Raw genomic sequence first — 19,655 nt, 5'->3', positions numbered from 1 at the left:
TTGCCGGGCCCACGTCACATCCGTGCCGAGGCGGTCCGGCGGCCGGGCCGGACCGATTCCGTTCCCCTCCCGGTTCGGAGCCGAGAGCCGTCCGGATTGGTCGGTCGGCGAGCCGGACAACTGCCGACCGTGCCCCCCCGGGGGCTCCGGAGGGGTCTCCGGTGATGCCGGTCCACCGGCCGGACCGGTGGAAGCCGGCGCGTACGCACCACTTTCCCCGGCCTCGGGTCGGCCGGGGTGGACGTCACGTGAACAGCCCTCGCACCGTGCCGACTTGATGTACTGGGGCATGGGGCATGGGGCGTGTGGTGTCCGGCTCCGGAGCGGGGCGATCCGTCCGCCACGGACGGGAACAGGTTGGCGAAAGTGGCCCCCGCCGGGGTGGGCCGGTCCCGCGCTTCGGCCCCTGCTCCGCGGCGGAGTGGGCCAGGAGTACGGACCGTGGCTCTCCGGGGCCTGTGGTCCATGCACATGGCCAGTGGGCGCGGACTTGCGGAGAGAATTTCCGGCCCACCCTCTAGGGTCGGTCAAGGCATAACCACACAAGTGGTACATGTCCCCCCAGTGATGTGGAGGCACCATGCTTACCCAGGAGATCACTCTCACCGCGACCCCGGCTCAGACCACCACGCTGAGCGCCCTCATGGCGGAGCCCGAGGCGGTCGTCAGCGACGCCCCGCTCTACACCCCCGAGGCCGCGGGCTTCCTGCTCGCGCTCCTCCTCCTGTCTCCCAAGGAGCCGAAGGAGCCCCGGGGCAAGTGAGTTCCCACTCCGCATTCGCCGAGGCGGCCGACGCCCTGGCGGCACGTGTCCTCGGTGCCCTCACCGGCACCGGGGACCCCGTGCAGCTGGCGCGGTACGTCGACGACGCCCCCGACACCCTCGCGGCACTGGCTGCCGTACGGGTTCTGGGCGCCGACGTCTTCAGTCCACACCTCCTGGCAGGCCAGGCGTTCGAGCCGCAGGACGCGGCCGTCGCCGTCAAGGCCTTCGACGCCTTTCCCTCCTCCGAGAGCGCGGACGAGACGACGGTCGCCCGTCGCGACCACGCGACCGCGGTCCTTCTCGCCCGGCTCGCCGGTGACGACACCCTGCGCGAACTGGCCCCCGAGCCGTCGGGCGACGAGCTCCCCGGCCCCGACGAGTGGAGTGCCTGGTCCGTCAGGATGGCCCAGCTCGCCCCCCTGGCCACGCTCGGTCTCGACGGCCCGGTGCACACGGCCGCCCGGGACGGAGCCCTCCCGCTGAGCCGGGGAGTCAGCCGGTCCGTCCTGCGCCGCGACTTCCCCACCGCCGGACGCCTCGTCCGGTGGCTCGCCTGGCTGCGGCACGAAGGTGTCGGCCTGCCCCTGGACCCGGACGTCGCCCTGGAGCACGTGCACCTGGTGGGCGGAGCGGGACCGCGCGGCGCCCTCGACCTGGCGATCGCACGTCACTTCCTCGAACAGCGGCCCGGCGCGGCCCCCAAGGCGGCACACAGATGACGACGATCCCCGAACCGGTCACCCGGGCGGCCCGCACCATGGCGGACCGCTCCCTCTCCTGGCTGCACGCCAACCGGGACCTGGGCGGTCTCCCGCCCGGCACCACCGAGACGATGGCCGACCCCGACAGCGTCTACAAACCCCTGGGCGAGACCACGCTCGCGGCCTCTCTCATCCTGCGGGACGGCGTCGCCGGACCAGGACGGCTGGCCGCCGCCCAGAGCCTGATGGACTTCACCTGGGAGCAGTTCCGGCGCGGCGACATGATCTACGAACGCCAGCTCCGCCACACGCTGATGACGGACCCGCTGGAGATGTACGCCCCCTTCGTGCGCTGCGGCTACCGGCACGAGGAGCTCGACCGGCTCCTCGCGCACCGCTCCCGCATGCGGTCGGTCAGCAGTGTCGAGGTGCTTCCGAACCGGCGTCTCGCCGTCGCCAACGCCGCCCGTGTCGTCGGCCTGGCCCGGACCGAGGACATGAAGGCCCTGGCGGCCGGCACCTGGCTCGGTGCGCGGCCGGAGCCGTGGGCCGTCAACTGGATCACGGCCTACGCCATGACCCACACGGTCTTCCACCTCACCGACTGGGGCGGCAACCCGGGCGGCCTGCCGCCCGAGCTCGCCGACTACGTGCGCACCTGGCTCCCCGTGTGGATCGACGTCTGGCGGGAGGTGGGCCAGTGGGACCTCGTGACGGAACTCCTCGTCGTCGGGGCCTCGATCGAGGACCCGTACTGCCGGCCTGAGGACTGGGAGGCCATCGCGGCGCTCCAGCACGAGGACGGACTCGTCCCCCGGGACAGCGACCCCGTGGACGACGACCCCCAGAGGCGGTTCACGGACCATCAGCACACGGTCGTCGTCGCCGCCGTCGCGGGTTCCATCGCGCTGGCCCGGGCGGCTGAGCAGGGGTGAAGGCGTGACGGGACTGCCGTTGGCCGACCGCCTGGGCCCTCTCCTGGCGGCGGCCGAGGGCCCGGTGGCGGCGGTGGCCGCGGTGCGGGGCGCCGAGCGCGCCGTGCTCTTCCGCGGCCCGGTGCGCGAGGACAGCAGATTCGAGACGGGTTCGCTGACGAAGACCTTCACCGCCCTGCTGCTCGCCGAGCTGGCCGCACGGGGCGAGGTCCGCTACGGCGACCGCGCCGACCGCTACCTCCCCTTCAGGCTGGCCGGGCCGCCGCTCACCCTGCTCCACCTGGCCACCCATACCTCCGGCCTGCCCCGGCTGCCTCCGGGACTGCTCTCCCGGGCGGTCCGCAGCGGCTGGCTCAGCAACCCGTACGCCGGGTTCTTCGAGGACGACCTGCTCGCCTCGCTGCGCCGCACCCGGCCGCGCCACCGTCCCGGCACCCGGGTGCTCTACTCCAACTTCGGCGGGGCGCTGCTGGGCCACGTCCTCGCCAGGGCGGCAGGCGGTGCCGGGGGCGACTACCCCGCTCTGCTGGCCGACCGGATCACCGCCCCGCTCGGCCTCACCCGCACCGACTGCGACGCCGACGCCCCGCAGGTCACCGGGTACTGGCACGGCCGCCCCCGCCCGGCACTGCGGATGCCGGGGCTGGCGGCGGCCGGAGCCGTGCGTTCCAGCCCCCGTGACCTGCTGCACCTGGTCGGTGCCCTGCTCGACCCCGGCTCCGTGGCGGACCGCGCGCTGCGCACCGCGCTGGCGGAGGTCCAGCGGCCCCGGCTGAGCGTTCCGAGGACCGGGGCACGCCTCTGCCTCATCTGGAACCTCCGTCCACGTCCGGACGGCGCGCTCCTCCACCACTCCGGTGGCACCCGTGGATTCACCGCGTTCACGGGTTTCCTCCCGGTCTCCGGCACGGGACTCGTCGCCCTGACGAACACGGCACCCACCCCCCTCGCCCCCTTCGTCCAAGCGGCGTACGGGACTCTGCGCGCACTGGACGCCCCGGCCCCCGGAAGGGCATCGACCGCTCGGGTGTGAAACATGATCGACTCCGCCGGTTCACGGCGATGGTCTTGCCCCGTTGTGTGACGGGGCTTACGTTCTCCTCCTATGCACCGTGTCTACGGGCGTAGAGAAACGTAGAGGCTCTCTGACGCCGCGTCGAAGGAGCAGCTCATGTCCCACGTCGTACGCGCCGCACTCGTCCAGGCGACCTGGACCGGCGACACCGAATCCATGATCGCCAAGCACGAGGAGCACGCGCGCGAGGCAGCCCGGCAGGGCGCGAAGATCATCGGTTTCCAGGAGGTGTTCAACGCCCCCTACTTCTGCCAGGTCCAGGAGCCCGAGCACTACCGCTGGGCCGAACCCGTGCCCGACGGACCGACCGTCCGGCGCATGCGGGACCTGGCCCGCGAGACGGGCATGGTGATCGTCGTCCCGGTCTTCGAGGTCGAGCGGTCCGGCTTCTACTACAACACCGCGGCGGTGATCGACGCCGACGGCTCGTACCTCGGCAAGTACCGAAAGCACCACATCCCGCAGGTCAAGGGCTTCTGGGAGAAGTACTACTTCAAACCCGGCAACGTCGGCTGGCCGGTCTTCGACACCGCCGTCGGCAGGGTCGGCGTCTACATCTGCTACGACCGGCACTTCCCGGAGGGGTGGCGCCAACTCGGACTCAACGGAGCCCAGTTGGTCTACAACCCGTCCGCCACCTCGCGCGGGCTCTCCGGCTACCTGTGGCAGCTCGAACAGCCCGCGTCGGCCGTCGCCAACGAGTACTTCATCGCCGCGATCAACCGTGTCGGCCAGGAGGAGTACGGCGACAACGACTTCTACGGCACGAGCTACTTCGTGGATCCGCGCGGCCAGTTCGTGGGAGAGGTCGCGAGCGACAAGGAGGAGGAACTCCTCGTGCGCGACCTCGACTTCGGCCTGATCGAGGAGGTCCGCCAGCAGTGGGCGTTCTACCGGGACCGCCGGCCGGACGCGTACGACGGGCTGGTGGAGCCGTGACCGGCCTGCACGAGCGGCACCTGGCCGTCAGCCCCGAATGGCTGGCCCTCTACTACCGGCAGCCCCTCGAACTCACCCACGGCGAGGGCCGCCACGTCTGGGACGCGGACGGCAGGCGCTACCTCGACTTCTTCGGCGGCATCCTCACCACGATGACCGCGCACGCCCTGCCCGAGGTCACCAAGGCCGTCACCGAGCAGGCCGGCCGGCTCATCCACTCCTCGACCCTCTACCTCAACCGCCCGATGGTCGAACTCGCCGAGCGGGTGGCGGCACTCTCCGGCATCCCGGACGCCCGGGTCTTCTTCACCACCTCGGGCACCGAGGCCAACGACACCGCGCTGCTGCTCGCCACCGCCCACCGGGGGTCGAACCAGATCCTGGCGATGCGCAACAGCTACCACGGCAGGTCGTTCTCGGCGGTCTCGATCACGGGCAACAGGTCCTGGTCGACCACGAGCCTCTCCCCGCTGCAGACGCTGTACGTCCACGGCGGAGTCCGAAGCCGCGGACCGTACGCCGAGCTGAGCGACGAACGGTTCGTCAAGGCCTGTGTGGCCGACCTCGAGGACCTGCTCGGGCACACCAGGGGCGCCGCGGCGCTGATCGCCGAGCCCGTCCAGGGGGTCGGCGGGTTCACCGCACCGCCGGACGGGCTGTACGCGGCCTTCCGCGAGGTCCTCGACCGGCACGGCATCCTCTGGATCTCCGACGAGGTGCAGACCGGCTGGGGGCGCACGGGCGATCACTTCTGGGGCTGGCAGGCGCACGCTTCGAACGGGCCGCCGGACATCCTCACCTTCGCCAAGGGCATCGGCAACGGCATGTCCATCGGCGGTGTCGTCGCCCGCGCCGAGGTCATGAACTGCCTGGACGCGAACTCGATCTCGACGTTCGGAGGGTCACCGGTCACCATGGCCGCGGGGCTCGCCAACCTCTCCTACCTGCTGGAGCACGACCTCCAGGGCAACGCCCGCCGGGTCGGCGGGCTGCTCATCGAGCGGCTGAGGGCGGTCGGCGCGGCCTCTCCTGCCGTACGCGAGGTACGCGGCCGAGGGCTCATGATCGGCATCGAGCTGGTGAGGCCCGGCAGCGACGAGGCCGACCCGGAGGCCGCGGCGGCCGTACTCGAGGCGGCTCGCGAGGGCGGGCTGCTCATCGGGAAGGGCGGCGGCCACGACACCAGCGTCCTGCGGATCGCGCCGCCCCTCTCGCTCACCGTCGCAGAGGCCGAGGAGGGCGCGGAGATCCTGGGTGAGGCACTGCGGGCGGCGGGATGACGACGTCGCCCCGCGCCCCGGGCGGACGGCGCTGCTTTCGAAAGACGCCCTAGGTTCCCGCTCTCCTGGCCCGGGGCGTTCTCCCTCGGGCGGGGGAGCGGGATCCCCCTGGCGGGGGAAGGAACCGGTGGTCCCGTGCCGGAACCTGGACTCACAAGGCAGGAGCCCCGAGGGCCGCACGTGAACAGAGAACACCTTCATCGGTGAGCCGCACCGGTATCGCCACAGCGAGGAGGGGTACATGAGCCGCACCGTCATCCACGGCGGCCTCGTCATCACCGCGTCGGACGAGATCCACGCCGACGTACTCATCGAGGGCGGACGCGTCGCGGCCCTCGCCGCCCACGGCACCGAAGCCGCGGCGGGCTGGACCGCCGACCGCAGGATCGACGCCACCGGCAAGTACGTCATCCCGGGCGGGGTCGACGCGCACACCCACATGGAGATGCCGTTCGGCGGGACCTATGCCGCCGACACCTTCGAGACCGGTACCCGGGCGGCGGCCTGGGGAGGCACCACGACGATCGTGGACTTCGCCATCCAGACCATGGGCCGCTCGCTGCGCGAAGGAGTCGACGCCTGGCACAAGAAGGCCGAGGGCAACTGCGCCATCGACTACGCCTTCCACATGATCCTCTCGGATGTGAACGGGTCCTCGCTCAAGGAGATGGACCGCCTGGTCGCGGAGGGCATCACCTCGTTCAAGCTCTTCATGGCCTACCCGGGAGTCTTCTACAGCGACGACGGGCAGATCCTCCGCGCCATGCAGCGGGCCTCCGGCAACGGCGGCCTGATCATGATGCACGCGGAGAACGGCATCGCCATCGACGTCCTGGTCGAGCAGGCCCTCGCCGAGGGACGCACCGACCCGCGGTACCACGGCGACGTGCGCAAGGTGGCTCTGGAGGCCGAGGCCACGCACCGCGCCATCCAGCTCGCCCGGGTCGCGGGATCACCGTTGTACGTGGTGCACGTCTCCGCCGACGAGGCCGTCTCCGAGATCGCCGGCGCCCGCCACCGGGGGCTGCCGGTATTCGGCGAGACCTGTCCGCAGTATCTCTTCCTGTCCACGGACAACCTCGCCGAGCCGGACTTCGAAGGAGCGAAGTACGTCTGTTCGACCCCGTTGCGTCCGAGGGAGCACCAGGAAGCGCTCTGGCGCGGGCTGCGGAACAACGAGCTCCAGGTCGTGTCCACCGACCACTGCCCCTTCTGCTTCTCCGGTCAGAAGGAGATGGGCCGGGGCGACTTCTCGAAGATCCCCAACGGCATGCCGGGTGTGGAGCATCGCATGGACCTGCTGCACCAGGCGGTCGTCGACGGGCACCTCTCGCGCCGCCGCTGGATCGAGATCGCCTGCGCGACGCCGGCCCGCATGTTCGGCCTGTACCCGAGGAAGGGCACGATCGCGCCGGGGGCGGACGCCGACGTCGTCATCTACGACCCGGAGGCGGAGCAGACGATCTCCGCCGACACACACCACATGAACGTGGACTACTCGGCGTACGAGGGCAAGCGGATCACGGGGCGGGTAGAGACGGTGTTGTCGCGCGGTGTCCCCGTGATCGAGAGCGGGGCATACGTGGGACATGCCGGGCACGGGGCCTACCTGCCGCGGGGGTTGTGCCAGTACCTGTGACCCGGCCGGGTGCCGCCGCACCCGGCCGAGCCGCGCGGGGGGCCTACTCGGGGAGCACCGACAGCGTCCTGAGCCGTGCGTGCCTGCCGCTCCAGCCCGATACGTCGAGCGCCACATAGCGGGCGGTGCCACGCGTGGAGAGGCTGCCGGTGCCACCGCGGACCCGCAGGCGCCCGCCGGACCGGTAGGTGACGCCATCCGTGCTGAACTCGACGGCCGCCTCGGGAACCCTGCCAGGGGTCCACTCCGCGAGAACGCGCTCGACGGGGAGCGAGGTCCCGAGGTCCACCACCATCCGCGCGCGGTCCTGCCCCGGTGTCCACGACGTGTCCGTCCTGCCGTCGACCGCGGCCGCGGGATCCGACATGCCGGTGGGGAACGGGCCGTTGGGGAAGGTGTCGCAGCCGAGCGCGGCGTCGCCGAGCGGATGGGCGACGGTGCCCGGAACCGACAGCGTGACGGTCCTGTCCCGGCGCAGCCGGACCTTCGCACGGCGGCCGTTGCCCGCGGTGACGAGCAGGTCGCACGCCGGTCCGGTCAGGCGCAGTGCCGAGGCGTCGAGCACCTCCACCCGGAGCCCCGGCGGGACGGCTGCGCCGGTCGTCGAGCGAAGGGTGAAGCGAGCCGCCGCGACCTCGGCCGTCGCGCCGTCCAGCTCCGCGGTGAAGTCCGTCCCGCTCGCGGTCACGACCTGCGAGCCGGCGTAGAGGTGCAGGTCGGCGCCCTGCCGGGGCACCGACACCACGGTGGAGACGGGGTCCGGCGAAAGGTTGAACAGACTCAGGTGCCCGCCGACGGTGCTGGCACGGACCACGGGGTTCGCGGCTCGCGGAGCCTCCAGGGAGGCCGCCGCCCGCACCGCGGCGGGATCGCCCGACGGATGGCCCTCCACGGTCAGGGCCTCCGCCGGCCCGTCGGACAGCACCACCACGTCGCCGTAGACCGCCAGCGGATTGCGCGCGCCCCGGACCACGAGGCCCGCCCTTCCGTCCACGGAGAGCCAGCCGCCCCGGCTCGCGAGATCGGCCTCGGGGAACCGCGCCAGTTCGGTCCAGGTCTCGCCGTCGTCGGAGCCCTGCACCCGGTACGCGGAAGCGGCCGCGGACTCCCATGCCAGGGTGAGGCTGTCGAACGCCGTGACGCTGCCGAGGTCCACACTCAACCAGCTGTCCTGACGGTTGCGTTCAGCGACGGCGACGGCCCAGCGGCTCGTGTCGTCGCCGTCCACCGCGCGTTCCGCCTCCTTGCCGGACGTCTCCGACGAGGCGGTGGCGACACGGCCGCGCGCGAGGTCCTCGCCCTCGGCGCCGTCACGGACGGAGAGGGTGAAGAGGGAGTACCCGTACTGCGGGTGGCCGGAGATGCCCTGCATCCGGACGAAGCGGTGGGAGCTCCGGGGGAGTGCCAGTGTGTCGACGCGCGGCCCCGGCCCGACCGCTGTGTTGCCGCTGTCCGCGGAATCCACCTGGGCGGATCCCTCTGCCGCGGTGTACGTGCGCCGGCCGTCGAGGCCGGCCAGTCCCGGCATGGTCAGGTTGTGGAGCCGCAGGCGCCCCTCACCGGCGGCCGTGCCACTGGTCGCGTAGACGACCGCACCGGAGGGCAGGGTGGTGAACCCCGCGTGACCGGAGTCGAGCTGGAGCAGAGTGGCCGTCGCGTCGAAACCGTCGCGTATCTTCCGGTAGGTCGTGACCGACCGCCGCAGCACCTTCCCGCCGGTGGAGGGGAGGAACATCGGGCCGTTCCCGCTGAGCGCGAACAGCCAGTCGTCATGGGCCGGCTGCCACGCGAACTTGACGAAGCCCGGCTTGCTGACCGAAGCCGCCCACGCCGCCCGGCTCTGCTGGACCACCAGGCCAGGTCCCTCGCCGAAGTCCTTGACTCCCGCGGCCTGCTCGAAGAACTCGCGGTCGGACAGCGGTGGCACGACGCCTCCGTGTGCGGCGCGCCACCTGTGCAGCAGGTAGCTGATGGCGATCTCGGCCCGGGCCTCGGGCTCGTACTTCGCCTCGCCCGAGAACTTCGCGAGGCGGTGCTCCGGGGCGTAGGCCTGGTAGGGCACCAGCCGCTCCGCCATCGCGGCCTCCGCCCAGGCGGCGGCGCGGTCACCGGTCACCTGGGCGAGGAAGGCCAGCGGGATCACATCACGTCCGTAGAGGTGTTCGCGGTCCGCCACCATCGGCATCAGCGGCTCGCCCGCGTCGCTCATGACCATCCGGAGTGTGCGCCACAGCGGCACGGCGTTCGGCTGGGCGGTCAGCACCTCGGGCATGGGCTGTCCCGCGGTGATGAAGTGCGCCGCGTTCCGGCCTGAGGTGCGCCACAACTCCGCCTGGTAGTGCGGGCCGAAGGAGTCGTGGTTCTCGACGATGAACGAGTCGTAGAGGTTCGTCGCGGTGTTGGCGCTCACGGGCACCCCGTCGACCAGGGCCGGATTCGCCAGGTCCGCCGCGGGCAGCCCCGCTTCGTTCCTGGTCCACCGGCCGAAGGCCGCCGCCCAGTCGGCGTGGCGGGGGTCTGAGGCGGCCCAGGCCAGGCCGGGTGCCAGCGACTGGGCGTAGACGCCCATCTCCTCCAGCTTCGTGTCGCCGACATGGCCGCCCTCGAACCCGTTGGGCGTCCAGCTTCCGGAGGCGGGGTCGTCGCCGCTGCCCAGCGATGCGGTGAACCGGGCCTGTTCCGCGACGATCGTGTCGACGTTCCGCCGTGTTCCGGGATCCAGCTGCTCCCAGAGCAGTCTGGCCGCAAGCACGAAGTACAGCTGGAACGTCGTGTCGAAGAACAGGGTCCGCCCCCACTCCGTGCCGCCCGCGCAGCGGTTGGACGCGGCGAAGTGCTTGATGGTGGCCAGTGTGCGGGCGAGGAGGTCGTCCTTGGCGATACCGGCCCGCTCGGGGTCGTAGGCCCCCTGGGTCAGGAGCACGGCGTTGCCGAGCACCACCGCGAAGCCGAAGTCCTTGCGCGTGTAATGGCCGAGAGCGGAGTCCCACTGCGTCTCGGCCCAGCGGGTGTGCGTCAGCAGAACCTGGTAATAGGTGTCCGACACGCTGTCCGGGCCGGCGTCGAGCGGGTGGCGTCCGGCCGTGGCGACGGGTGATCCGGCGGCTGCCGCCTCACCCGCGAGGGACAGGGGTCCGACGGCCAGAAGGCTCGCAACACCGGCCAGTTGGAGGAACTTGCGCCTGTCGTGGTGGGTGGCATTGCTTGGCATGGGCGGTCTCCGAATGGTGACAACGTTGTCAGATCCGGGCCATCCTTTCTCCCGTCCCGGCGGGCGTCAAGGGTTCTCGCGCTCCGGCCCAGGTGGGAGCGGCTGTACGGGGCAGGCCCGGCCCGCGAAGGCCGGGTGCGGACCGCGCGAAGGCCGGGTGCGGGCGGACGAGGGTGCGTGGTCGCCTCGGAGGGCGCCGTCGCGACGTGGACGTGTTAGCGTCCAGCGCCGCGAAGCCGCACCGAGAACGGAGGGGAAGTGGCTCACCCGCGCCCCGCCGGCCCTTGTCCCGCCGCCGGAACCCTCGAGTGACCCGGGCCTTTTGGGGTGTGCCCGGACGGACCGTCGCCGTGCGTCTGGACGAGCCGCCGCGGGTGCTGAGCCTCGGTGCAGGGGTCCACGGCACGACGAGCGACGTCGACGTGTTCCGGCTCCCGGATCTGTGGCAGCTCCACCTCTACGGATATGCCGCCGAGCTCGTCGTCGACGGCGTGCTCCACATCATCCGGCCGGGGCACGTGAGCCTGGTCCCGCCGGGGGCCGAGGTGCGCTTCCGCTACCAGGGGCGGTCGGAGCACCTGTACGCGCACCTGAGCCTCTCCGGCACGGGGGAGGCGGTGACCCTGCCCGTCGTCCAGGACGCCGGGGCACGGACCCCCGACCTGTCGGAGACGCTGCTGCGGGCCATCGCGGCGGCTCCGCGCGCTCCGAGGAGGGCGGACGCCGAGATCTGGACCGCCTTGTGGGAGCTCGCCGAACTGGCCGTGCCGGCAGGGCGGGGGAACGGTCCGCACGCCTCGCTCGCCACCGCCGTCGCGTACATCGAGTCGCACCTCGCGGAGCGGCTCCTCGTTCCCGAGGTGGCGCGGGCGGCGGGCGTGTCCCACAACCATCTGCTGCGCCTCTTCCGGGCCGGGACAGGCTCCACCGTGGTGGCGTACATCCGCCGGCGGCGGATGGAGCGGGCGCGCCATCTGCTGCGGGAGTCGACACTGCCGATCCCCGCGGTGGCCGCGGCGGTCGGCATCGACGATCTGCAGGCGTTCAACAAGGCGTGCCGGCGTGAACTGGGCGTGTCCCCCCGCTCGGTGCGCGCCGGCCGCTGAGCGGGACGGGCGGCCGAGCCCAGGCCGGACTCAGTCCCGCCCGGTGCCCCGGTAGAGGCCGAGTTCACCGTCGAGTTCGACGGCCAGCACGGTCGCGCACGGGTCGACGTCCGCCGGTTCCGGGGCGTCGATCCACAGCACGCCCGGGACGTCGTGGAGTCCGCCGGTGACCCGGTGGGCCAGCTCGGTGCCGGTGCCGAGCACGGTCACCCGCTCCACCCTGTTGCGCAGGCCACGCAGCGCGACCGATTCGTTCGGGGTGTCGAAGCAGACGAGGAAGACCGTGCGCCGGTCGGTGGAGAGTGTGCTGGGGCCGTAGTGATGACCGGCCGGCAGGCCGGCCACCGTGCCGTACACCGCCCTTTCGTGCCGGGCGATCCACGCCCCGAGGCCCTCCAGGCGCCGGACCTGTTCCGCCGGGATGGTGCCGTCCTCCTTCGGCCCGACGGCCAGCAGCAGATTGCCGCCCAAGCCGATCGTCTCGGTGAAGTAGCGCACGAGTTGGCGTACCGACTTCTGGTTGCGGTCCCGGTGCTGGTAGCCCCAGGAGTCGTTCAGCGTCAGGCACAGTTCCCACGGCCCGTCCGGTGCCACGAGCGGCACGCCCTGTTCGGGTGTGGCGTAGTCACCGTGGCTGAGCATGCGCGCGTTGAGGACGGTCTCCGGGTTGCCGGCGAGGATCTGCTTGGCGAGCCGGCGCATGCCCCACTGCTCCTCGCTGCGCTCCCACTCCCCGTCGAACCACAGGAGATCGGGGCGGAAGCGGGAGACCAGCTCGCCGACCTGGGCGTTGCGGTACGCGAGGTAGCGTGCCCACGCCTCCGGGTCCTCGACCCCGTCCGCCGGGGTCACGAGGGGGTGGGTGGCCACGTCCTCGTTCGGCGGCTCGGGGTGGACCACGCTCGCGTAGTCGGGGTGGTTCCAGTCCGAATGCGAGTAGTACAGGCCGACCTTGAGGCCCTGGCCGCGCAGCGCATCGGCGTACCCGGCCACGAGGTCGCGCCCGGCGGGTGTGTTCCGTACGACGTCCAGATCGCCGTGCGCGGTGTCCCACAGGGCCACGCCGTCGTGGTGGCGCGCGGTCAGTACGGCGTACCGCGCCCCGGCGCGTGCGAAGAGCCTGGCCCAGCCCTCCGGGTCGTACGCGGATGCGGTGAAGCCGTCCAGCTGCCGCATGTACTGCTCGTGCGGCACCTGCCCGTCGTAGAACGACCAGGACTCGGGGACGCCGTCCACCGCGTAGATGCCGTAGTGGAGGAAGATGCCCAGTTTGGCATCGGGGAACCAGGGCTGCATGGGCATGGGGCGGTCCTCGGTGAAGGGCGGGGCGGGCGGGGGATCCCGCTCCGCCCACGCTAGGCCGGGACGGCGGGCCCGCGCGTGGGCGGCGCTCACCCTCACTGGTCCGTTTTCACCAAGCCGTGCGGAGGCTGAGGCGATCGGGCGGGACGGTGCCCTGGGCCTACTCCTTCACGAAGGCCAGGAGGTCCGGGTTGAGGACCTCCGGGTGCGTCGAGAGCATGCCGTGCGGATAGCCCTCGTAACTCCTGAGCCTGCCGTTCGTCAGCAGCTCCGCCGACAGGGGGCCCGCGTCCTCATAGGGCACGACCTGGTCGTCCGTGCCGTGGGCGACGAGGACCGGCACCTGGATCTTCTTGAGGTCCTCGGTGAAATCGGTCTCGGAGAAGGCCTTGATGCACTCGTAGTGCGCGTTGGCCGCGCCGCGCATGCCCTGCCTCCACCAGTTGTCGACAAGCCCTTGGGACACCTCGGCGCCGGGGCGGTTGAATCCGTAGAAGGGGCCCGAGGCCACCTCGATGTAGAACTGCGCGCGGTTGGCGGCGAGGGCGGCGCGGAAACCGTCGAAGACCTCGATCGGCAGGCCGCCCGGGTTCGACGCGGACTTCACCATGACCGGCGGGACCGCGCTGACGAGTACGGCCTTCGCCACCCGTCCCGGTTCGGCCCGGGCGACGTACCTGGCCACCTCGCCGCCGCCGGTGGAGTGGCCGATGTGCACGGCGCCCCGCAGGTCGAGCGCTTCGGCCAGGGCCGCCACATCCGCGGCGTAGGTGTCCATGTCGTGCCCGGTGGCGCTCTGGCTCGAGCGCCCGTGGCCCCGCCTGTCGTGGGCCACCACGCGGTAGCCCTCGGCGAGGAAGAACAGCATCTGGTTGTCCCAGTCGTCGGCGCTGAGCGGCCAGCCGTGGTGGAACACGACCGGCTGGGCGTCGCGCGGGCCCCAGTCCTTGTAGTAGATGCTCGTCCCGTCGATGGTGGTGACCGTGCCCATGTCGATGCCTTCCGCTGGAATCGCTGCCGCGTGGAGGGAGACGTGCCGGCGTGCGCCGGCCGTGTGGGCCCAGGACCACCACGGGCGCAGAGGCCGTACGCATGACCGAACTCGACAAACGATACCTTTACGGGGTGAACCTCTCACTCTGGAATGCCTCCGGGGGGTGAGTGCACGCGGGGGCGCGCCGGGCCGTACGGCCCGCCGGCCACGCTCGCCGCGCCGGGCGGCTTCGCGCGTAGAGTCCCCCTTCCCAAAGGCCGGGAAGCGGTCCAGGATTGTCCCCCCGCGACTCGCCCTGACAGGGGCCGCGTCAGCGGGGCGGGCGCGGCCCGATGTGGAAGGCTCTGCCGGAACACGTCTCCGGGAGCGGCGTCCCGGGTCCTTCCGCCCGTATGCGCCGACCGGTCGGCGCATACGGGACAGGCATCCTCACCGCCGGTCCCGGCACGGCTTCCCGACCCGCGCGCCACGTGTCAGTTCTTCCACAAGGAGCATCTGCCATGGATTTCGGACTCGTCCTCCAGACCGACCCGCCCGCCTCGGCCGTCGTCGGACTCATGCGCCGCGCGGAACGGAACGGCTTCCGCTACGGCTGGACCTTCGACTCGGCCGTGCTGTGGCAGGAGCCCTTCGTCATCTACAGCCGGATCCTGGAGCACACCGAACGGCTGATCGTCGGGCCGATGGTGACCAACCCCGGCACCCGTACCTGGGAGGTCACCGCCTCCACGTTCGCCACGCTCAACGAGATGTACGGCAACCGGACCGTCTGCGGCATCGGACGCGGCGACTCCGCGATGCGGGTGGCCGGCCGCAAGCCCAACACGCTGGCCAGACTGGGCGAGGCCATCGACGTGATCCGGGACCTGGCCGAGGGGCGCGAGGCCACCGTCGACGGACAGCCGGTGCAGATCCCCTGGGTGAAGGACGGCAGGCTGCCCGTCTGGATGGGCGCGTACGGTCCCAAGGCGCTGGCACTCGCCGGGGAGAAGGCCGACGGGTTCATCCTCCAGCTGGCCGACCCCTTCCTCGTCGAGTGGATGGTCAGGGCGGTACGCGACGCGGCTGCCGCGGCCGGCCGCGACCCGGACTCCGTGACCATCTGCGTCGCCGCGCCCGCCTACGTGAGCGAGGACCTGGAGCACGCCCGCGAGCAGTGCCGCTGGTTCGGGGGCATGGTCGGCAACCATGTGGCCGACCTCGTCTCCCGGTACGGCGAGCACTCCGGCCTGGTGCCCGAAGCCCTCACGGAGTACATCGCCGGGCGCTCCGCATACGACTACAGCCACCACGGCCGCGCCGGAAACCCGGACGCGGCCTTCGTCCCCGACGAGATCGTGGACCGCTTCTGTCTGCTGGGGCCCGCCGAGGCGCACATCGAGAAGCTGCGGGTCCTGCGGGAGCTGGGCGTCGACCAGTTCGCCGTCTACGACATGCACGACGCACGGGAGGCGACCATCGACGCCTACGGCTCGACGATCATCCCGGCGCTCTCCGCCTGACCCAACCGTCCCACCGCCCGTCCCTACGGCCGCCGAACACCCTGTGACGCGCGCCGCCGCCCTCTCCCCCGACCGGCTTTCTGCCCGGTCGGGGGAGAGGGCGGCGGCGCTTCACGGGGTCGGCCGGCCGTATCTCCGGCAGGCAGTCGTCATCCCGGCGGTCCGGCGGGCTGTCGCCCTCGCTCCGGCCCGAGGCGACGCCCCCGTCCTCGCGCACCGGGGACGGCCCGGGTGCCGGGCGCGGCCCCTCACCGGGCCTGCCAGCTGTGGGGGGCGTGGAACAGGTCGGGCAGCCAGGAGGTGGCCGCGCCCGGGCCGTCGGCCTCGGTGCCCGCGTCCCGGGGGGCCCGGGCGAGGAACAGGACCGTGAGGGCGGCGAGTTCCTCCGGCGTGGCCGCACCCTTCTCGATGCGGATGCAGGGCGTGGACGAGGGGGACAGGGTGGTCATGGTCGTAACCTCCGTCACTGAGGGGGATTGCCGTGTTTGCGGGCCGGACGGTCGACGTGCTTCGTCCGCAGCATCGCCAGGGAGCTGATCAGCACCTCACGGGTCTCCGCGGGGTCGATGACGTCGTCGACCAGGCCGCGCTCAGCCGCGTAGTACGGATGCATCAGCTCGGCCTTGTACGCCTTGACCAGCTCGGCCCGCTTGGCCTCGGGGTCCTCGGCCTCGGCGATCTGCCGGCGGAAGATGACGTTGGCCGCGCCCTCCGCGCCCATCACCGCGATCTCGTTCGTCGGCCACGCGTACGTGAGGTCGGCGCCTATGGACTGACTGTCCATGACGATGTACGCGCCGCCGTAGGCCTTCCGGAGGATCAGCGAGATCCGTGGCACGGTCGCGTCGCAGTACGCGTACAGCAGCTTGGCGCCGTGCCGGATGATGCCGCCGTGCTCCTGGTCGACACCCGGAAGGAAGCCGGGAACGTCGAGCAGGGTGACGAGCGGGACGCTGAAGGCGTCACACATCTGCACGAAGCGCGCCGCCTTCTCACTCGCCTCGATGTCCAGGACACCGGCGAGGGACCGGGGCTGGTTGGCGACGACGCCCACCACCTGGCCGCCGAGCCTGGTCAGCACACAGATGATGTTGGTGGCCCACCGTTCGTGGACCTCCAGGAACTCGCCGTCGTCGACGATCTCCTCGATCACCTGCCGCATGTCGTACGGGCGGTTCCCGTCCACCGGGACCAGGTCGACGAGCGCCTCACAACGCCGGTCGACCGGGTCGTCGGCCGGAACCGAGGGCGGGGTCTCGCGGTTGTTGCCCGGCAGCAGGGAGAGGAGATAGCGCACCTCGTCGAGGCAGGACTCCTCGTCGTCGTAGGCGAAGTGGCAGACGCCGCTCGTCTCGGCGTGCACGTCGGCGCCGCCGAGGCCGTTCTGGGAGATCTCCTCGCCCGTCACGGTCTTGACCACGTCCGGGCCCGTGATGAACATCTGCGAGGTCTCGCGGACCATGAAGACGAAGTCCGTCAGAGCCGGCGAGTACGCCGCGCCGCCCGCACAGGGGCCGAGCATCACGCTGATCTGCGGGATGACCCCGGACGCCTTGGTGTTGCGGCGGAAGATCCCGCCGTAGCCGGCCAGGGCGGTGACACCTTCCTGGATGCGGGCGCCCGCACCGTCGTTGAGCGACACGAGCGGGGCGCCCGCCGACATCGCCAGGTCCATGATCTTGTGGATCTTCTCGGCGTGGGCCTCGCCGAGCGCTCCGCCGAAGATGCGGAAGTCGTGCGCGTAGACGAAGACCGGCCGGCCCTCGACGGTGCCCCAGCCCGTGATGACACCGTCGGTGTAAGGCCGCTTGGCCTCCAGGCCGAAGCCGGTCGCCCGGTGCCTGCGCAGGGGCTCCACCTCGTGGAACGAGTCCTCGTCGAGGAGCAGGCCGATCCGTTCGCGGGCGGTGAGCTTGCCCTTGGCCTTCTGCGCGGAGGTTGCCTTCTCGCTCGGGCCCGCGTGCACCTGCTCCCGGATCCCGGCCAGCTCCGCGACGTGGAACCGCATGTCTCCCCCTACCGGTTGGCTGCCCCGACCGCCCGCTCGTCCAGCGACGGGGCACAGCGAGCGTTGTGGTGGGCGGTCAGCTGCCCAGTCGGCGGAGGCCGTTGATCTGAAGGACGGCGAACCCGCCGACGACGGCCGCCTGCATCAGGATCCACACGGTGCCGACGGTGTTCGGGTCGAACCAGCCGAACACGGCGGTGACCACGCTCGCGACGGCCCACAGCAGGTTGGCCTCGATGACGACCTTGGTGGCGCCGGCAGCCGGCACCGGGCGGGAGGCCAGGACGCCCACGAGGATGCCGTACACGGTGAGGAAGGCGCCGATGCCGCGCAGCAGGCCGGTGTCGAGGTCGAGCAGGTCGCCGACCGGACCCGCGGCGATCAGGTAGATGAGGCCGTTCCCCGCCGTCACGGCGGCGTCGAGCCCGAGGAACATGCGCAGAGGACGCGCAGCCGTCACGCGTCCGGCGGTGTCCGCTGAGCGGGCAGATGTCTGACTCGTGGTCATGGGGGTCTCCGAGTGTCTGGGGGACTGCTTATGTGCGCTTTCGTCGTCCACGGCGATCGTCGCAACAGGGGCTGACCGGGCGCTGACGGCGGGCTTACACGGCAGCCGCACGAGGGCGGGGGTCAGGCGGGCTGGAGTATGACCGGCGCCTGGGACTCGCACGCGAGCGCCGGGTCGTGGGAGAGGATCGCGTTCTCCACGAGGCGCAGTGAGGGCGAGGGCTCGATGCCGAGCTCGTCCGAGAGGTGCTGCCACATCCGGCGGTAGACGTTGAGTGCGTCGGCCTGGCGTCCGGAGCGGTAGAGGGCGATCATCAGCTGCTCGCAGAAGCGTTCCCTCAGGGGGTGGTTGGTGTGGGCGTCGTGGAGCTCGGCGAGCATGGCCGCGTGGTGGCGCAGGCGCAGCTCCGCGTCGAAGCGCAGTTCCATGGCCCGCATGCGGTGCTCCTCGTAGCGGCCGCAGGCCAACTGGCAGAGGGTGCCACCGGGAAAGTCACCGAAGACGGGGCCACGCCACATCGCGAGGGCGTCTCCGAGCAGCCGGGCGGTGGCCGCCGGATCGCCGGCCGTGGCGACCTCCGCCTGTCGTACGGTCTTGATGAACTCGGCGGCGTCCAGCTCGCCTTCGCCCACCGTGAGCCGGTAGCCGGACGGATGGATCGTCACACGGGACGAGGCGCGGCCGGGCTCGAGGCTCTTCAGCTTGCGGCGCAGGCGGCTGACGTGCGCCTGAAGAGCGTTCGACTGGTTGTCCGGGGCCGATTCGCCCCACATCTCCTCGATGAGGCTCTCGCCCGAGATGGACTGACCCTCGTTCACGAGCAGCGTCTGGATAAGGGTCCGCTGGAGATCGCCGGAGATCTCCGCGGGGCCTAATGCGGTGCGGATCTGGAGTGCGCCGAGAATCGAGAAGCTCAGCATGGCGTATTCCCCCTTGGCGTTCGGGCGGCGAAGACGGCTGAACACGGGTGGGGGAATCGTCATGGCCGCCGGAGCCGCGGCCTGGGGCCGCGGAGGCCGGCGCGTGGCGATCTCCGGGGTCGGATCCCTGGAGCTTCCTCCCGCACGCATCCTCGCACAGAATAATTCCTTTGGGAAGGTATTTTTTTGCGTGGAGGTCGCTCGGGGATGGTGAGAGGGGTGGCCGGCCGTGCGGATGCGGGTCCGTGCCGGTGGCCGGGAGGGGTGAGACGCCCGCACCCCGGCGGGCCGCACTCGGTGGCGGCCCGCCGGGGTGATTGGTCCGCCGGTACGGGGGATCGGCGGCCCTGGCGGCGCGACGAGCGGGCGGCCAGGCGTCTTCGGTGTCCGGGGTCCCGTGAAACGCCCCGGGTGGGGGCGAGGGGCGGCCGGAGCGCCGTGAATGTGATTGCGTATGCGGCGCGTATGCCGGAATTCCGAGATGAGGCATGAATTTCGGCGGCCGGAAATCGTCGAATCATATGTGGCGGAGAGGGCAGGATTTGAACCTGCGTGGGTTTTGAGGCCCGACCTCGGTGTGTTGCCGTGGTCCCCGATAAGCCGCTCCGGGCACCTCTCCTGGGGTGGTGCTGTGGTGTTGTGGTGACGTGGCCTTGTGCTGTGTGGCTGTGTCGCGGAGAGGGCAGGATTTGAACCTGCGTGGGTTTTGAGGCCCGACCTCGGTGTGTTGCCGTGGTCCCCGATAAGCCGCTCCGGGCACCTCTCCTGG

At 71.4% G+C, this 19,655-nt stretch carries 16 protein-coding genes and 2 tRNA genes; 9 read left to right on the top strand and 9 right to left on the bottom strand.

Going from position 1 to position 19,655, the window contains the following annotated elements:
• The first annotated feature begins 580 nt into the window (after positions 1-580).
• The 7 genes from ACIRJR_RS17885 (at position 581) to hydA (ending at position 7,335) form a co-directional block, all read left to right on the top strand.
• Entirely contained in the window at positions 581-763 is a 183-nt protein-coding gene (locus ACIRJR_RS17885) for a hypothetical protein (RefSeq protein ID WP_376379219.1), read from the top strand.
• Entirely contained in the window at positions 760-1,485 is a 726-nt protein-coding gene (locus tag ACIRJR_RS17880) for a hypothetical protein (protein ID WP_403781061.1), read from the top strand. Before ACIRJR_RS17885 ends, ACIRJR_RS17880 begins: the two co-directional genes overlap by 4 nt.
• Positions 1,482-2,402 (top strand): DUF6895 family protein, encoded by a 921-nt coding sequence (locus ACIRJR_RS17875; protein WP_403781058.1) that lies wholly within the window; start codon positions 1,482-1,484, stop codon positions 2,400-2,402. Before ACIRJR_RS17880 ends, ACIRJR_RS17875 begins: the two co-directional genes overlap by 4 nt.
• Positions 2,403-2,406: 4 nt before the next feature.
• Entirely contained in the window at positions 2,407-3,435 is a 1,029-nt protein-coding gene (locus ACIRJR_RS17870) for a serine hydrolase domain-containing protein (protein WP_403781055.1), read from the top strand.
• Positions 3,436-3,573: 138 nt separating this feature from the next.
• Positions 3,574-4,416, top strand: a complete 843-nt coding sequence (locus ACIRJR_RS17865; protein ID WP_403781052.1) for a nitrilase-related carbon-nitrogen hydrolase — start codon at positions 3,574-3,576, stop codon at positions 4,414-4,416.
• A complete protein-coding gene (locus ACIRJR_RS17860; protein ID WP_403781049.1) occupies positions 4,413-5,696 on the top strand; it encodes an aspartate aminotransferase family protein in 1,284 nt (427 codons plus the stop codon). Before ACIRJR_RS17865 ends, ACIRJR_RS17860 begins: the two co-directional genes overlap by 4 nt.
• Before the next feature lie 241 nt (positions 5,697-5,937).
• Positions 5,938-7,335 carry a dihydropyrimidinase gene (gene hydA / locus ACIRJR_RS17855; protein WP_403781046.1) on the top strand — a complete coding sequence of 466 codons (1,398 nt, stop codon included), beginning with the start codon at positions 5,938-5,940 and terminating at the stop codon, positions 7,333-7,335.
• Positions 7,336-7,378: 43 nt separating this feature from the next.
• Here hydA and ACIRJR_RS17850 read toward each other — a convergent pair whose 3' ends face one another.
• Positions 7,379-10,546, bottom strand: a complete 3,168-nt coding sequence (locus tag ACIRJR_RS17850) for a discoidin domain-containing protein (protein ID WP_403781043.1) — start codon at positions 10,544-10,546, stop codon at positions 7,379-7,381.
• Between the two features lie 350 nt (positions 10,547-10,896).
• On the opposite strand from ACIRJR_RS17850, the gene ACIRJR_RS17845 reads away from it, so the two are divergent.
• The gene (locus ACIRJR_RS17845; RefSeq protein ID WP_403781040.1) at positions 10,897-11,652 is read left to right on the top strand and encodes a helix-turn-helix domain-containing protein; all 756 of its coding nucleotides are present in this window, start codon (positions 10,897-10,899) and stop codon (positions 11,650-11,652) included.
• 30 nt (positions 11,653-11,682) lie between these two features.
• Here ACIRJR_RS17845 and ACIRJR_RS17840 read toward each other — a convergent pair whose 3' ends face one another.
• Positions 11,683-12,954 carry an alpha-L-fucosidase gene (locus tag ACIRJR_RS17840; RefSeq protein WP_403781037.1) on the bottom strand — a complete coding sequence of 424 codons (1,272 nt, stop codon included), beginning with the start codon at positions 12,952-12,954 and terminating at the stop codon, positions 11,683-11,685.
• Between the two features lie 160 nt (positions 12,955-13,114).
• Positions 13,115-13,945 carry an alpha/beta fold hydrolase gene (locus ACIRJR_RS17835; protein ID WP_403781034.1) on the bottom strand — a complete coding sequence of 277 codons (831 nt, stop codon included), beginning with the start codon at positions 13,943-13,945 and terminating at the stop codon, positions 13,115-13,117.
• Positions 13,946-14,448: 503 nt separating this feature from the next.
• Between ACIRJR_RS17835 and ACIRJR_RS17830 the strand changes: the two genes are divergently transcribed.
• A complete protein-coding gene (locus tag ACIRJR_RS17830; protein WP_403781031.1) occupies positions 14,449-15,450 on the top strand; it encodes a TIGR03842 family LLM class F420-dependent oxidoreductase in 1,002 nt (333 codons plus the stop codon).
• Positions 15,451-15,698: 248 nt separating this feature from the next.
• Here ACIRJR_RS17830 and ACIRJR_RS17825 read toward each other — a convergent pair whose 3' ends face one another.
• From ACIRJR_RS17825 to ACIRJR_RS17800, 6 genes are all read right to left on the bottom strand, one after another.
• The gene (locus ACIRJR_RS17825) at positions 15,699-15,899 is read right to left on the bottom strand and encodes an acyl-CoA carboxylase subunit epsilon (RefSeq protein ID WP_403781028.1); all 201 of its coding nucleotides are present in this window, start codon (positions 15,897-15,899) and stop codon (positions 15,699-15,701) included.
• A gap of 14 nt (positions 15,900-15,913) precedes the next feature.
• On the bottom strand, positions 15,914-17,458 hold the full coding sequence (locus ACIRJR_RS17820) for an acyl-CoA carboxylase subunit beta (RefSeq protein WP_403781025.1): 1,545 nt from the start codon (positions 17,456-17,458) through the stop codon (positions 15,914-15,916).
• 76 nt (positions 17,459-17,534) lie between these two features.
• Positions 17,535-17,966 (bottom strand): hypothetical protein, encoded by a 432-nt coding sequence (locus tag ACIRJR_RS17815; protein ID WP_403781022.1) that lies wholly within the window; start codon positions 17,964-17,966, stop codon positions 17,535-17,537.
• Between the two features lie 122 nt (positions 17,967-18,088).
• Positions 18,089-18,931, bottom strand: a complete 843-nt coding sequence (locus tag ACIRJR_RS17810) for a BTAD domain-containing putative transcriptional regulator (protein WP_403781019.1) — start codon at positions 18,929-18,931, stop codon at positions 18,089-18,091.
• A gap of 479 nt (positions 18,932-19,410) precedes the next feature.
• Positions 19,411-19,505 (bottom strand) — tRNA-Cys (locus ACIRJR_RS17805).
• A 55-nt stretch (positions 19,506-19,560) separates the two neighbouring features.
• Positions 19,561-19,652 (bottom strand) — tRNA-Cys (locus tag ACIRJR_RS17800).
• Positions 19,653-19,655 lie beyond the last annotated feature (3 nt).

Source organism: Streptomyces sp. NPDC102402 (assembly GCF_044765765.1).
GTDB lineage: Bacteria > Actinomycetota > Actinomycetes > Streptomycetales > Streptomycetaceae > Streptomyces.
Note: the sequence above shows the minus strand (reverse complement) of the source record. Positions and strands in the feature narration are given on the sequence as shown.